The organism is Winogradskyella helgolandensis (assembly GCF_013404085.1).
Classification (GTDB): Bacteria; Bacteroidota; Bacteroidia; order Flavobacteriales; family Flavobacteriaceae; genus Winogradskyella; species Winogradskyella helgolandensis.
In genome coordinates, this window is the sequence record NZ_JABFHO010000001.1 from 3,299,412 (window position 1) to 3,313,504 (window position 14,093).

15 protein-coding genes are annotated in these 14,093 nt (G+C 31.3%); 5 read left to right on the plus strand and 10 right to left on the minus strand.

Translation table 11 applies throughout. The features are described 5' to 3' along the window. Nucleotides 1-30: 30 nt before the first annotated feature. The 8 genes from HM992_RS13900 to HM992_RS13935 form a co-directional block, all read right to left on the minus strand. Nucleotides 31-540, minus strand: coding sequence for a ferritin (locus HM992_RS13900; protein ID WP_179320097.1), 510 nt, complete (start codon nt 538-540; stop codon nt 31-33). A gap of 296 nt (nt 541-836) precedes the next feature. Then, on the minus strand, nt 837-2,111 hold the full coding sequence (locus tag HM992_RS13905) for an MgtC/SapB family protein (protein WP_179320098.1): 1,275 nt from the start codon (nt 2,109-2,111) through the stop codon (nt 837-839). 12 nt (nt 2,112-2,123) lie between these two features. Then, nucleotides 2,124-3,806 carry an ABC1 kinase family protein gene (locus HM992_RS13910; protein ID WP_179320099.1) on the minus strand — a complete coding sequence of 561 codons (1,683 nt, stop codon included), beginning with the start codon at nt 3,804-3,806 and terminating at the stop codon, nt 2,124-2,126. 13 nt (nt 3,807-3,819) lie between these two features. Next, on the minus strand, nt 3,820-4,206 hold the full coding sequence (locus tag HM992_RS13915; protein WP_178985572.1) for a hypothetical protein: 387 nt from the start codon (nt 4,204-4,206) through the stop codon (nt 3,820-3,822). A gap of 85 nt (nt 4,207-4,291) precedes the next feature. Further along, on the minus strand, nt 4,292-5,122 hold the full coding sequence (locus tag HM992_RS13920) for a 5'-nucleotidase, lipoprotein e(P4) family (protein ID WP_179320100.1): 831 nt from the start codon (nt 5,120-5,122) through the stop codon (nt 4,292-4,294). Nucleotides 5,123-5,207: 85 nt separating this feature from the next. After that, nucleotides 5,208-5,573, minus strand: a complete 366-nt coding sequence (locus HM992_RS13925) for an arsenate reductase family protein (protein ID WP_179320101.1) — start codon at nt 5,571-5,573, stop codon at nt 5,208-5,210. Between the two features lie 4 nt (nt 5,574-5,577). Then, nucleotides 5,578-5,799, minus strand: coding sequence for a hypothetical protein (locus tag HM992_RS13930; RefSeq protein ID WP_178986936.1), 222 nt, complete (start codon nt 5,797-5,799; stop codon nt 5,578-5,580). A gap of 27 nt (nt 5,800-5,826) precedes the next feature. Next, nucleotides 5,827-6,288: a hypothetical protein gene (locus HM992_RS13935; protein WP_178985575.1), complete on the minus strand. Its 462-nt coding sequence runs from the start codon at nt 6,286-6,288 to the stop codon at nt 5,827-5,829. A gap of 120 nt (nt 6,289-6,408) precedes the next feature. On the opposite strand from HM992_RS13935, the gene HM992_RS13940 reads away from it, so the two are divergent. The 3 genes from HM992_RS13940 (at nt 6,409) to HM992_RS13950 (ending at nt 8,509) form a co-directional block, all read left to right on the plus strand. Then, nucleotides 6,409-7,275, plus strand: coding sequence for a universal stress protein (locus tag HM992_RS13940; RefSeq protein ID WP_179320102.1), 867 nt, complete (start codon nt 6,409-6,411; stop codon nt 7,273-7,275). Nucleotides 7,276-7,301: 26 nt separating this feature from the next. Next, nucleotides 7,302-7,598 (plus strand): hypothetical protein, encoded by a 297-nt coding sequence (locus HM992_RS13945; RefSeq protein ID WP_178985578.1) that lies wholly within the window; start codon nt 7,302-7,304, stop codon nt 7,596-7,598. Nucleotides 7,599-7,885: 287 nt separating this feature from the next. Continuing rightward, a complete protein-coding gene (locus tag HM992_RS13950) occupies nt 7,886-8,509 on the plus strand; it encodes a LysE family transporter (protein WP_179320103.1) in 624 nt (207 codons plus the stop codon). Nucleotides 8,510-8,626: 117 nt separating this feature from the next. Here the strand turns inward: HM992_RS13950 and HM992_RS13955 are convergent, their stop codons facing one another. Then, nucleotides 8,627-10,678: an HD family phosphohydrolase gene (locus HM992_RS13955; protein ID WP_179320104.1), complete on the minus strand. Its 2,052-nt coding sequence runs from the start codon at nt 10,676-10,678 to the stop codon at nt 8,627-8,629. A gap of 114 nt (nt 10,679-10,792) precedes the next feature. Between HM992_RS13955 and HM992_RS13960 the strand changes: the two genes are divergently transcribed. Further along, entirely contained in the window at nt 10,793-11,971 is a 1,179-nt protein-coding gene (locus tag HM992_RS13960; RefSeq protein ID WP_179320105.1) for an acetyl-CoA C-acyltransferase, read from the plus strand. 9 nt (nt 11,972-11,980) lie between these two features. Beyond that, entirely contained in the window at nt 11,981-12,730 is a 750-nt protein-coding gene (locus HM992_RS13965) for a C40 family peptidase (protein WP_179320106.1), read from the plus strand. 50 nt (nt 12,731-12,780) lie between these two features. Here HM992_RS13965 and HM992_RS13970 read toward each other — a convergent pair whose 3' ends face one another. Beyond that, on the minus strand, nt 12,781-14,067 hold the full coding sequence (locus HM992_RS13970) for a tetratricopeptide repeat protein (RefSeq protein ID WP_178985583.1): 1,287 nt from the start codon (nt 14,065-14,067) through the stop codon (nt 12,781-12,783). Between the last annotated feature and the right edge of the window lie 26 nt (nt 14,068-14,093).

Here is a 14,093-nt window from a genome sequence, read left to right on the forward strand (position 1 = left end):
GTTCATATTAATATTATTAAAACGTATTTCTTAATCCGCTAATGATCCCATTTCTTCATCTAATTCTCTTAGCATAACTAACTCTTCTCCAAAAGCCTCTAATCTATCCATTAGGTATTGTACTTTGTTGAGTTCTTCGGCTTGTTCTTTGCAATACCATAAACCAAGTTCTACCACCATATAGTTTTCTTCTACATGAGCCATTTTAGTAAGGTCGTAACATTGTCTTGTGATTTCTTTTTCGTGCTCCAAAGCTGAAATTATGACATCAGGAAGGCTTATAAAATCTTGTTTTGGTTTTTGTAGTGCTGGTGTTATTGGTCTTATGCCATTTGATAAAAGCATATTTTTTGCTTTTGTTGCATGTACGGTTTCCTCGTCACTATATTGTTTAAATAGCTTCGCAGATCCTACAAATCCTTTATCATTTAACCATGTTGACATGGCCAAGTATAATCTTGAAGAATACTCTTCTTGTTCTACTCTATAGTTAAGTAACTTAACCATAGCTTCACTTAAAAATTCTGATTTAGTTTTCATATCTTATAATGTTAAACTTTGTTTCTTAGTCTTATTATTTGAGCATAATTCAATATTAATAGTTCAAAATTAAAGAGATCTAAAAAGCAACACACTGACTTGGGTCAGCACGAAGGAAAAAATAAAATTTTTATTTGTGAGTAGTCATTTGAGTTTGTTTGAAAATGAAATTCCAAAAGTTTCACTAAAAGGAAGCGCTAAAAATTACAACGTTTTAATTATATTCAATATGAATTCTAAGTACGACCACTAACAATTTCAATAGTAATCATTAACAAATTTTGACAAGATGGCAACTAAGTTCTACTTATAAGGATATAAACAATACCTATTATAATGACACTTCCAAAAGCATAACCGACAAATTTACTAGTCATTTTTGAGCCTTTTAAATAAGTAATACCAAACTTTACTAACATATTACTTATAGTAGCAGCAATAATAACTGATGATGCGAGTTTAAGCTTCTCTCCATCCAAAGCAAACTTTAACATACTTATGGTAATGGCATCAGTATCTGCCAAACCAGCAATAAGTGCTGAATAATACAAACCGCTCTCTCCAAAATACCGATTACTATAAAAAACGGAGAAAAGAATAAGAACATACAAGAATCCAAATCCAATAGCGTTTAGCATATTTAAAGGATTACCTAATTTAATATTAGTAGCAGGTTTGTTGTCGTCCTTTCTCATTAATAGTAAGGTCGCTATCACACAGACCAATGTTAATAGTCCAAAAGGTAGCGCTATGTATTTTAAAATTTCGATATTAAATATATATGCTAAAATCGCCAGTCTCGGAAACATTATAGCAGAAGCAATTATGATACCTGCACTGTATTTTTTAGAAAGTTCTGGAGATTCTTTACTTCTAGATGCATAATTCCAGGCTACGGCAGTACTAGATATAAGTCCGCCAAGGATGGCCGTAAGAATGATACCTTTTTTGGAACCCACAAATTTCACTAAAAAGTAGCCTATAAAATTTAGAAAAGATACGATGACAATAATAGAACCTATTTCAAAAGGGTTTAATAAGTTATCTGCACCATATGTTTTGTCTGGTAGAAAAGGTAGAATCAATAAAGCAATAATAGCGAATTTTATGAATGCAAAAAGCTCGTCGGAAGTAATATTGTTTATAATTGTTATAAAGCGTGTTTTAAGTGATAACAGTGTTACTATAATGACTGCTGTGGCAACGGCTTCTCTATTATATCCTGCAGAAACCATAATACCTAAAACAAAAGTTGCGATGAGTGCTAAATTAGTAGTTAAACCTTGACCATATTCTTGTTGATTTTGAGAAGAATGCATTATTGCCAAAAATAAAATTAACATTCCAAAACCTATAATTAATAACCAAGGTGTGAATAGGTGAACAAGATTAGCTAAGGTAAAACCAAGGATTGCTACTATAGGGAAAGTTCGTATACCTGCAAATCCTTTTTCTTCTTTAAGTTTATCGTATTCTCTTTCTAGACCTATAATAAGCCCAATACCCATACTTATGAGTACTCCAAAAATGTAGGTACCAATAAGCTCGCTAATGTCTTCATGAATTTGCATTTGGTAGAACCTTTAAAAGTGATCATTTTTAAATATAGAGAAGATGATATAAAAGCCCAATACGGCTGATAATAAAAACCCAATAGCTCCTAATAATGGAACTCCATTTATTAAAGGTGGCATTTTTGCTATAACCAAAATTGAAGATCCAATGGATAAAGCCGCAATTATGACGGCAAAAACCAAGCGGTTAACAGCTTTACTTGTTGCGTTTTTAAAAGATTCGAGCCCTCGATGCTCATGGACGATAACCAGCTTTCCTTCTTTTACTTTCTTTAGAATGCTGTTGATATCTTCTGGAAGCGTATCTACTAGTGCATTAAAATCTTGAAAACGATTTAGGTTCTTTTTAAATAAGTGCTTAATATTATAACGCTTTCGGGTGAGTTTAGAAATAAAAGGCTGTAAATTATCTGTAATATTAAAAGAAGGATCTAACCTAAGCCCCACACCTTCAATTAGAATTAGTGCTCTAATTAGCATGTACAAATAATGTGGAAGGGTTATTTTATTTTCGAATATAACCGTTTTAAATTGGTTAAGAGTTACACTTATTTTTATATGCTCTAGCGTTGTATTGTTGACACTCTCTATGAGTTCATATAAATCATATTCTAACTTTTTATAATCTGTAACCTCAACCTTTACAGCAATCTTTTCTATTAAGACTATTATTTTCTTAACATCCTTATACAAAAATTGCTGCAAAAGATCAATTAGAGCCTCTTTATCATTTGGCATAATACTACCCATCATACCAAAATCAATAAAACAAATTTGTTCTGTTTCTGGTATTACAAAAATATTTCCTGGATGTGGATCTGCATGAAAAAAACCGTTTTCTAATATTTGTTGTAAGTATAAATCTACTCCAACTTTTGCAACAGCAACAGTATCTATATTTAAAGATTGAAGCATCTCGATTTCCGAAACCTTAATACCATCAATAAATTGCATGCAAATAAGTTGATCTGTACATAGGTTTCGATATACCTTTGGGACATAGATTGCCTCATTGCCTTCAAAATTTTTGGCAAAGCGCTCCATGTTTTCTACTTCTCTTAAAAATTGAAGTTCTTCTTTAATACTCTTTTCAAAAGATGCTACAATTTGTAAAGGTTGCAAGGCTTTTGCTTGGTTGCTATACTTTTGCAAACCCTTAGCCAATTGCTTCATTATTAAAATATCGGCTCCAATTGTATCTTTAATATTCGGACGTTGAATTTTAAGCACAACATCTTCGCCTGTTATTAATCTTGCCTTGTGAACTTGTGCAAGGGATGCAGCCGCTAATGGATTAGAATCTATAAATTGAAAATGCTCAGTTATTTGAATATCCAATTCTTTTTCAACCACATCACTGACGCTGAAATTTTTTAACGTAGCAACATGATCTTGCAATTTTGCGAGTTCCTTAATTAAATCAGGAGGTAACAGGTCTTCTCTATTACTAAAAACCTGACCGAGTTTAATATAAGTTGGCCCTAATTCCTCTAGGACTAAACGTATACGTTCATATTTTGAAAACGAAAGGTTTTTCTGTGTCTCTGGATGTTTTTTAATATATATGTTAGGTATAATTTTTTTGAGCTGACTACTCGCCATAATATCCTCAAAGCCATACTTCGTTAGCACACTTAAAAGCTTATTATATCTTTTAATTTCCTTTTTCTTTGAAAAGTTAAGACCTAACATACGTTCTGTTTGTTTACATATATTTTTCTAGAAATCTGAAAAATTCTTTTTTAAGTTCGGCGTAAATATGTCTTTGATTTTCCATTTTAGTTCTGAACTCAACATGTTGTTTAGCAAGTTGTGTGTCTAGTGCATCTTCTCCTTCAATATCTTGTCCTGCAATTCGTGTTTCATGTTCTTCAATAATTTCTTGTAAATCTTCTATGACACCTCCATGTAGCACAAATTCATTTTGATAATGTTCTAATTTTGCAAGTAAATCTTTATCTGTCCATCGTGTTACAAGCTCACTTAATCTGTTATTGAATGATTTTAATTCATCTTCCCAAAAGGCAAGTTCTCTTTTCCAACTTACATGCTCAAAATGCATATTATCGTTGTATAAAACTTCTGTTTTCATGATATTGTTTTTTTAAAATTATATATCAAAGGTTGTATTTTAATAGCATATTTAAAATGACCCACGTCATTATAGAAGAACTACATTAATAAGATTTCAATTTTTGATGACGAATAGAATCTTTCTGAAAATTGGTCCAATTTTGTTTACCTTCTAAAATACCGTTAGTTTCCCAATCTCCATAAATAGGATTTGGTAATACAATAAACTTATTTCCAAAAACAGCTTTTAGACTGTCTACACTTGCGTTTCTTTCTAACGTACAATGGCCGTCAAATACTTCAGAAAAATCAGATAAATTATCGCCAAGCAATAAAACAATTTGGTGCGTTTGTTTTACTTGGGAACGTCTAGGCTCTTTAGTATTAATTGTATCTTTTAATAGAACATGTGCGTCATCAGCAAAAGGAAATCCCATTATTTGTAGGTTTTGAACGGTTTCTTTTTTTTGATTTTCAGAACGATTAGAAATATAAAATACCTCAACACCTTTGCTTTTTGCATACTTAAAAAAAGTAAGTGCTCCTGGTATTGCTTTTGCTTGTTCTTTCTTTACCCATTCTGTCCATCTTAACGAGTTAAAATTTTCATCTAATTCTATTTGTTTGCCATTGTAAGGACTATTATCTAAAATGGCTTCGTCAATATCTGTTACAATAGCTAAAGGTTTTTTAGAATCTATTTTATTAGCCATTATATGATTCAACTGCATTTGAGCCAGGTTAAAAGTTTGATATGCCAATGCGCGATATTCCGCTGCATTTTGTTGCCATAAAACAGATTGAATGGCATATTCCCGAATAGGAATATTTGTTGTTTTTAAGCTTAACGCACTGTAATCATTTTCGATCTGTTGTGATTTACATCCTAGAAGGAGCGTAAATATTAAAAGCGTGATAAGTATATTATTTTTCATTCTTTGTATACTTTATGGAAGTTAATAATAAAGAGATGAGCTTAAAAAAAATATAATAGAAAGGGACAGAACAAAAACTAGCAATTTAAATCTTAATAATATCCGTAGGCGTTTCAACTAAAATTGTAACATCGCCTCGCATTGCAATTGGTTGTTTCATTATTTCTGGATTGTGTTGTATCATTTTTATCCAATCGTCTGTTGAAAAATTATGATGCTCAAAATGTGAAGTGTAAGCTGGATGCTCTTGGTTAATCAAGTCTGCTACTTCTATTTTTAACCGATCTGCAAGTTCTACAATTTGAGTCCCTGTAAGTTTTATTTTTAAAATATCTATTTCTTGTATCACTAATCCTTCAGCTTTAGCATAAGCTAATGTTTGTTTAGCTCTTATAGACTTTGAACTATAGAACAATGTGATTTGCCTGCGTGATGTAGCTATTTCTCCCATAATATTAAAGTGAATGTTTTATCCTTTCTTCTTCTAAATAATGTTCTAATAATTGTTTCAAACTTTCCAAATAGTCTTGCATTACATATTTATCCATGTGAGGATGTTCGCTAACTGGTAAAGTCATAGGATTTTCTTCTAAGGAACGATACAACTCAGGGTAATTGGTTTCTATATGAGTGGTGAGTTGCGTTATCTGATTTAAAATGTTATTGAGATTTTTCATAATATTTTTTTACGGATTTAAATGGCATTATTTTTTATAAACACTATGAAGCTTGCGCACTAGTTCTTCCCCTTCTATCAAATGTTCTGTAATTTTAAAAACGTCTTTACGGTTTTTTCTAAAGTCTTTCAAAAATTGAACGAGATCGTCTTCAAGTAATTGGTGCTCCTTTCTAAAGGTGTCTGCTACAAATACAAAAGGATCATCAATTAACTCAGCGAGATGATGCAGGTGCTTATCTATTCTTTCCATTAATAAAGTCGTTTTTTTATCCATTTTAATCAAACTAACTTCAATTTCTTGAACCAATTCGATATTTTCTTTTTTGGAAATCCACATAAAATATTTATCTATCAAATGATGCAAAAATTTTAAATCATCATTATAAAAAAGAAGATCAGATTTCCAATGTTCGGTTAACACAAATAATTGCTTCCAAGTGGCTTTACTAATATAATTGTCTGCGGGTCTATTTCTAAAATCATTCATAACTATAAAACTTATACAGTAAAGGTATCTATGAAGTTTTATTAGTGAAATGACTTAGGTCATTTACCAACTAACCATGCATTTGTAATTTTGAGTTATAATTGAAATGACCATCATCTCATGAAAACGATTCTTTATGCCACCGATTATTCCAAAAACTCTGAATTAGCGTTAAAATATGCTTACAACATGAGCAAAAAACTGAAAGCTAAATTATTAGTGATTCATGTTTTTGATTATCCAACGCTTTTAGATCACATAGACTTAAAGCCTGAACCTGCTTTTCCTAATATTGAAAAAGATGCTTTTAAAAAGCATAATTCACAACTTAGTGCATTTTGTAAAAGCATTTTACAAGAGGATACAACGACTCTAGATATAGAAGCAATTGAGAACAAATCTGTTGTTAATGGTATTATTGAAAAAGCCAATAAAATTGATGCTCTATTAATTGTTATTGGAATTAAAGGACTTTGTGCACTACGCGAAATTATTATGGGTAGCACAGCCAAACACCTTGTTGAAAAAGCACCATGTCCTGTATTAACAATTCCTAGTGACTCTGTAAAAACAGAAATTGACACGGTAGTATATGCTACAGACTTTGAAGAAGAGGATTTTGGAGCTATTAATAAGTTAGTCGAAATAGTAAAACCATTCAATGCAAAAATTAAGATTCTTCATATTTCGCCATTAGATGACACTATAAATAAGGAAGAAAAGAAAGGTTATGAAGATAAAATCCAAAAACATATTGATTACTCTAATTTGGAGTTGGACATTTTATATTCAAACAATGCCTTTAAGGAATTAAAAATATATTTCGGAGCGTCTAATGCAGATCTCATGGTAATGCTTGAGCGCCACAGTAATAATTTTTCTTCAAAAGTGTTTCATCGGGATTTAATAAAACGAATGGAATCTTATGGTAAGATTCCTTTGCTAAGTTTTAATGCGAAAAATTATGGAATATTTCATTTAGAATAATACATCAACTTAAAAATTTAGAACTAATGTCTAGAAGATTATTTAGAATAGTAATTATAATTGCAATTGTATTAGGTTTGTTTCTCTTTATTGCAAAAACGTCATTCGCAAATAGTGTATTGATTATTATCGCCAGTCTTATCTTTTTACTGTTTAGTTTTGGTGTTCAGGGATTGATTGCACATTCTGTACGTCCACCAGAATCAAAAGAAGAACTTATTACGTTTCCCCTATTAATGTGGGTCTTTTGGGCATTAATGTTTTTGGTATTTGTGTTTTTTATTATACCTGTTTATTGTCCTGATTTTTTAATGGACATATAATACTAATTTATAAATAATATTGAATATTTCTTTTTAAGAAGATAATTATAAGTTCTGCCTATAGTTTATACAATGGTGTGATCATTGAAAGCCTTACTAAAAAAAGTAAGGCTTTTGTTTTAAATTAAAAATCGTAGTATATCAAAAAAAATGAATCAATATAATTTTCCCTTTCCTCTAAACTGATTTCTTATAAACTTTGATATTATTTACTATTTGAGCTAATCTAATGCTTAAAAGGAATAGTATTAAGACTAATTAAATTGTTTATTGCTACAAAAAATGAAATGAACTTTTTATTATGCCTTGTATTAGGATTTTTAGTAGCTGCTTTAGGCAGTATTACACCAAGTTATTTAAATCTAACAGTTGTTAAATACAGTTTAAAAAGTGGTAAAGTATCTGCTTTTTATCTCATTGGTGGTTTTGCTACCGTTTTATTTTTTCAAGCAAATATAGGAGCATATTTTTCTGATATTTTAATGAAGAATTCAGAATACATTACACTTATACAAAAAATAGGAACAGGAATTCTTATACTCTTATCGCTTAATTTTTTTAGAATACATTTCAATCCGAAAAACAAAAAAAAGAAATTTAAAATTAAAAAATCAAAAGCATATTTCAGTGGTATAGGTTTGTCTCTGTTGAATACTATTGCAATTCCATTTTATTTTACTTCAATTTCTTTATTGATAAGTTTAAACTATTTTGAATACTCTTTATTAAATAGTTTGTACTTTTCAATTGGTTCTACCTTGGGTTCATTTTCTCTATATGCATTATATGCTATTATTGCGAGTAGAATTGAACATAAACTAACAACCATAGCCAATAAGATGAATTTAATTTTAGGCTGTCTTACAGGAATCGTCGCAATTGGTAACTTTGTTTATTTATACGCTAAATAATAGATAATCCGTAACAACATATAACAAGTGAAGTTAAAGTGTATCAATTGGAGGAAATGATAATAATTAAAAAATACGGACAAATTCTTACTTAAAATAATGAGATCTTATTTCTATTTACTCAGGATACTCAATCCTCAAATGATAAATATTAGCCAACTTAAACTTCAATACTTTTTTAAGCGATTGAATTTCTTTAAACGTAATATCAGCATTTAGAAACTGACCACTTTCCATTTGTTTGTTAATGATGTTTTCTACAAAATCATTAATCTTAGTACTTGTTGGTTCTTTTAAACTCTTAGATGCGGCTTCCACACTATCACACATCATAAGTATAGCTGTTTCTTTACTAAATGGTGTTGGACCAGGATAAGTAAAATCTTTAATATCAACATTTTCATTCGCTGCCTTTTCTTTCATGTAGAAATAGTAAACTAGACTTGTACCATGATGCGTTCTTATAAAATCTATTACCCGATCTGGTAAGTTATATTTTTTAGCAGTTTCAATGCCGTTTAATACATGGTCTATAATAATTTTAGCACTTTCTTTATTAGATAATTCATCGTGTGGATTAATGCCTGTGCTCTGATTTTCGGTGAAATACGTTGGATTATTCATCTTACCAATATCATGATATAAAGCGCCTACCCTGACTAGCATAGCATTTGCTCCAATTTCGTTAGCCGATGCTTCTGCTAAATTGGCCACATTTAACGAATGATGAAATGTTCCTGGTGCTCTATTGGATAATTCTTTCAATAACTTAGTATTGGTATCAGACAGTTCCAAAAGTGACACGTCAGATACTAATCCAAAGATTTTTTCATAGATATAAATTAAAGGTTGTACAAAAAGCGTTGCTAAACCACAGAGGATAAACATTCCAAAAATCTCAATTTTTAAACCTGTTAGTTGTCCTTCATGAATCACAAAAAAGGCAAAGTAAGCAATAATGTAAATAAACGTTATTTGACCTACTGAAATGAAGATGTTAGCACGTTTATACAATTCTGAAACGGTTAATATCGTCACCATACCCGCAATAATCTGTAGAAACATATATTCATAACTATTAGGGACTACAAAACCTAAAAGTAATACAGTAAGTACATGCGTAAACAATCCTAACCTAGCATCAAAAAAGGCTTTTAAAACTAGTGGTAAAATACATAATGGCACAACATATATATACTGCGAATTAAAGTTGATCACCAAAGTACTCAACAATATCATTAACGCTATATTGAAAAATATAAACGTCACTTTCGTATTATTTAAATAGACCTCTTTTCTGTATTTACTAAGAAATAACAGCAACATAAGAAGTGCTAAAGCAACTAACAATGTATAAGCAATGAGCACCCAATTATAATTGGTTGAATTCCAAACTTGAGACTCATATTCCGATTTTAACGAACTTAAAATATCGTATTGAGCTTCCTCAATAACTTGTCCTTTAGAAATAATAAGTTGGTCCTTCTCTACTCTGCCTCTTGTAAGTGAAATTCTAGATAATTCTTCTTCTAATGCTTTTTCAGTTAAGCTCGCATTAAGCTTAATATTTGGTTTTATGACATCGAAAAAAAGAGATACCATGCGTTTTTTTACATCTACAGGCATTGTATTACCCATATCTGACTCTACACGCTCGCGTAAATTACTCAACTCAAATAAACTACCGTATTGAATTTCTTTTTCAACCTTATTGGCAGTTGCAAGCTTTACAGGTCTATCATCAGCATAATTGTAATCTGAATCTAATATGCCAGAATTGTACAGACTACTGACTATAGTTTTTCCTTTTTTATAGAGATCAGAATTTTCAATGCTAAAATTAGTAGAGTCCTTAAAAACCTGATTAAACCTCGTTAAATAATCAGATAACACCTCTGCTTCTACGTCTCTATTGATTTCAAAATAAACAAGGCTTCTGCTTTTAATTTCATTTTTCTCTGAATCAATTTCAGCCGTAGATTTTTTGATAGCAAAATTAAAAGGAGCATATAAATTCTCCGATTGCCAAGGTTTCCCTTTTTCAAACGAGTATCTAAACTTTCCTGTCTTGGGAAATAGATATACTATAAATAATGTTGTTACAATGAACAACAAAATCTTATAGACCAATGCGTGATTCTTATACCACTTATTATAGAATACATTCATATACAATCAAATGTAATAAATATTAGAATTTTAGACGTCTAATATCATTAATACATTCTCAAATCTCTTAAAAAATGTTTAATTTCGCATCAAATAACATCAAACATATTTACAATGAATAAGGAAGTCGTTATCGTTTCAGCAGTTAGAACACCTATTGGAAGTTTTTTAGGAAGCTTATCTACTGTACCAGCACCTCGTTTAGGCGCTGCAGCAATTAAAGGAGCTTTAGATAAAATTAACCTGAAACCAGATTTGGTAGATGAAGTTATTATGGGAAATGTTGTGCCAGCTGGATCAGGACAAGCACCTGCAAGGCAAGCAGCCATTTATGCTGGATTACCTAATACCATTCCTTGTACTACAATTAATAAAGTTTGTGCTTCTGGAATGAAAGCTGTAATGCAAGCTGCACAAGCCATACAGTTAGGAGATGCAGATATTGTTGTCGCTGGTGGAATGGAAAACATGAGCTTAATTCCTCATTATTTTCATGCACGTACAGGAACAAAATTTGGACCTGGAACTCTTGTAGACGGTATGCAGAAAGATGGATTAGTTGACGCTTATGACAATAACGCAATGGGAGTTTGTGCAGATGACTGTGCTACTGAATATGAGTTTTCTAGAGAAGATCAAGATGCTTATGCTATTCAATCTTACGAACGCTCTAAAGCGGCTTGGGATGCAGGTAAATTTAACGAAGAGGTGATTTCTGTTGAAGTTCCTCAACGTCGAGGAGAACCTGTTATTGTTGACAGAGATGAAGAATACTCGAATGTGAGAATGGATAAAATTCCTGCTTTACGTCCTGCTTTTACAAAAGACGGAACGGTAACCGCGGCAAATGCTTCTACAATTAACGATGGAGCTGCAGCTTTAGTTTTAATGAGCAGAGAAAAAGCTGAGGAATTAGGGTTAAAACCAATAGCTATCGTAAAAGGTTATGCAGATGCTGCACATGAACCAAATTGGTTTACTACTGCCCCTTCAAAAGCATTACCAAAAGCATTAGCAAAAGCGAATATTGATATAAAAGATGTTGACTTTTTTGAGTTTAATGAAGCTTTTTCTATTGTTGGTTTAGCTAATATGAAAATTTTAGGATTAGAAGATAACATCGTAAATGTAAATGGAGGTGCTGTTTCTTTAGGACATCCATTAGGTTGTTCTGGTGCTAGAATTCTTGTGACGCTAATTAACGTCTTACATCAAAACAACGCTAAATTAGGTGCAGCTGCTATATGTAATGGTGGTGGTGGTGCTTCAGCTTTTGTAATAGAACGCGCTTAACGAAACCCTATGCAATACGGCATTTGCAATCTTGGCATTGTACCTATACGATTAGAACCTAGCGATACCAGTGAAATGGTAACGCAAGCCTTGTATGGTGACTACTTTAAAGTGCTTGAACAACGTAAAAAATGGAGTCGTATTCGTTTTGCTTTTGATAAGTATGAAGGTTGGATTGATAATAAACAATATCTTGAAATTGAAGAATTTAATTATAATGATTTAAATCAATCTGATATTAATTTATCTAAAGATTTGATTGAGTTTGTTTCCGATACATCCAACAATTTATATCCAATACCTGTTGGATCGGATTTGAATGGCTTAGACTTATTGCACCATAATTTTGATGGTACTGCAGTAACCTCAAAAAGTGATAAGGGAAATATTATAAAATCTGCATTTTTATTTTTGAATGCTCCCTATTTATGGGGAGGAAAAACACCATTCGGAATTGACTGTTCTGGATTTACACAGATGGTCTATAAAATTAATGGTTATAAACTATTAAGAGATGCTTCTGAGCAAGCAACACAAGGTGAAGCCTTAAGCTTTATAGAAGAAAGTGAACCTGGTGATTTAGCATTTTTTGATAATGCCGAAGGTCATATTACACATGTTGGAATTATAATGGAAGATAACTATATTATCCATGCACATGGTAAAGTAAGAATTGATCGCTTAGACCACAGTGGTATTTATAATATTGATAAGAATGTACATACTCATAAACTGAGAGTCATTAAAAAAATAGTATAAAAAAAGCGACCCTTTTTGAGAGTCGCTTTTTTTTTTATTAAATAATAAGATTATTTGCCATTAGCAGAAGCTTCCATCGCTTCAACTTTAGCTTTCATCATTTTAAACTTATCTGTTTCTCCTAAAGCACTATAAATGTTCATTAGAGTTCTCGCTGCATCAACATTTGTGTTTTTCAACTCTAGAGCTTTCTCTAAATAAGGAATCGCTTTCTGATAAACTTGAGTACGTTCTTCTTTTAATTCATCATACTTTAGATTATCAGCTTTACTAGTTCCTAAACCATTCATTTCTTCAACAATTTTGGCTTCACCATCTAAAATAACAACAGCTATATTTGTATAAGCATCAACATAATTTGGGTTAATTGCAACTGCTTTTTCATAATATTTAATTGCTGCTTCAGAGTTTCCTCCTTCTGCCGCTAATACGCCCAAGTTATATTGTAACTCTGCATTATTAGGATCTTTTTTAGTTGCTTCTTCCATTAAATCTTTAAAACGTTCTCTGTTACCCATTTTAAGATAAACATTAGCTTCTGATAATAATAATCCTATATCATCAGGATTTTCAGCTCTAGCATCTGCCATAGCTCCTAAAGCTTTTTCATTCTCACCTTGAGACACATATATTAAAGCAATGTTTTTTACAATTTCAGCCGTTTTCGACTCACTTTTCTGGTCTCTAGGATCTTTATGTAACTTAGCCTTAACTGAAAAATCTCTTGATGCTTTATCTGAAAAGTTTTCTTCAGTTCCTGTTTCAACGTTAGTTGCGTAATAATTCATCTCTGCACCATTATAACCCATATTTTTAAGTTGAAGGTAATAATCTAAGGCTGAATCATAATCAGGTACTGTAACTGCAGATGAAGCTGCATAGTATAAGTATAATGTATCTTTTGGAGACATTCTGTACACTTTCTCAAAGCGTTTTGCTGCAACTTTATAATTTTTATTAGTAAAAGCCTCATTTGCTTTGGTTAAAAAAGTATTAACCATACCAGTAGTCATTTCATTAGCTTCTTGAGTATATTTTAATTTACCCATTTTAGATTCTAAATCTTTCAAGTTATCTAAACTTGTTATAGCCTCATCGATATTAGCATCTGTCCCAGCACCATTAGCATACAATGCCTTTGCTTTTAATAAATAAAATTTAGCTTTAGACTTGTCGTCCATACTCCCCATTAAAGCTTCAGCTGCTACGGTCGCTGATTTAGCATCAGCAAAATTTGAATTTTTAAGTGCTTTCTCTATTGCCTTTATCTCATTTTTTTGCGCAAAAGACAATGACGTAATTGCTAAAACTAGCACTAATGTCAGTAATTTTTTCATCTTGTATTAAATCGTTTTTGTTGTTA

Excerpts from the sequence above, each read along its gene's own strand:
- HM992_RS13925 (WP_179320101.1), bottom strand. The coding sequence starts at position 5,573 with ATGGGAGAAATAGCTACATCACGCAGGCAAATCACATTGTTCTATAGT.
- HM992_RS13955 (WP_179320104.1), bottom strand. The coding sequence starts at position 10,678 with ATGAATGTATTCTATAATAAGTGGTATAAGAATCACGCATTGGTCTAT.
- HM992_RS13940 (WP_179320102.1), top strand. The coding sequence starts at position 6,409 with ATGAAAACGATTCTTTATGCCACCGATTATTCCAAAAACTCTGAATTA.
- HM992_RS13900 (WP_179320097.1), bottom strand. The coding sequence starts at position 540 with ATGAAAACTAAATCAGAATTTTTAAGTGAAGCTATGGTTAAGTTACTT.
- HM992_RS13950 (WP_179320103.1), top strand. The coding sequence starts at position 7,886 with ATGAACTTTTTATTATGCCTTGTATTAGGATTTTTAGTAGCTGCTTTA.
- HM992_RS13970 (WP_178985583.1), bottom strand. The coding sequence starts at position 14,067 with ATGAAAAAATTACTGACATTAGTGCTAGTTTTAGCAATTACGTCATTG.
- HM992_RS13920 (WP_179320100.1), bottom strand. The coding sequence starts at position 5,122 with ATGAAAAATAATATACTTATCACGCTTTTAATATTTACGCTCCTTCTA.
- HM992_RS13915 (WP_178985572.1), bottom strand. The coding sequence starts at position 4,206 with ATGAAAACAGAAGTTTTATACAACGATAATATGCATTTTGAGCATGTA.
- HM992_RS13965 (WP_179320106.1), top strand. The coding sequence starts at position 11,981 with ATGCAATACGGCATTTGCAATCTTGGCATTGTACCTATACGATTAGAA.
- HM992_RS13935 (WP_178985575.1), bottom strand. The coding sequence starts at position 6,288 with ATGAATGATTTTAGAAATAGACCCGCAGACAATTATATTAGTAAAGCC.
- HM992_RS13960 (WP_179320105.1), top strand. The coding sequence starts at position 10,793 with ATGAATAAGGAAGTCGTTATCGTTTCAGCAGTTAGAACACCTATTGGA.
- HM992_RS13905 (WP_179320098.1), bottom strand. The coding sequence starts at position 2,111 with ATGCAAATTCATGAAGACATTAGCGAGCTTATTGGTACCTACATTTTT.
- HM992_RS13945 (WP_178985578.1), top strand. The coding sequence starts at position 7,302 with ATGTCTAGAAGATTATTTAGAATAGTAATTATAATTGCAATTGTATTA.
- HM992_RS13910 (WP_179320099.1), bottom strand. The coding sequence starts at position 3,806 with ATGTTAGGTCTTAACTTTTCAAAGAAAAAGGAAATTAAAAGATATAAT.
- HM992_RS13930 (WP_178986936.1), bottom strand. The coding sequence starts at position 5,799 with ATGAAAAATCTCAATAACATTTTAAATCAGATAACGCAACTCACCACT.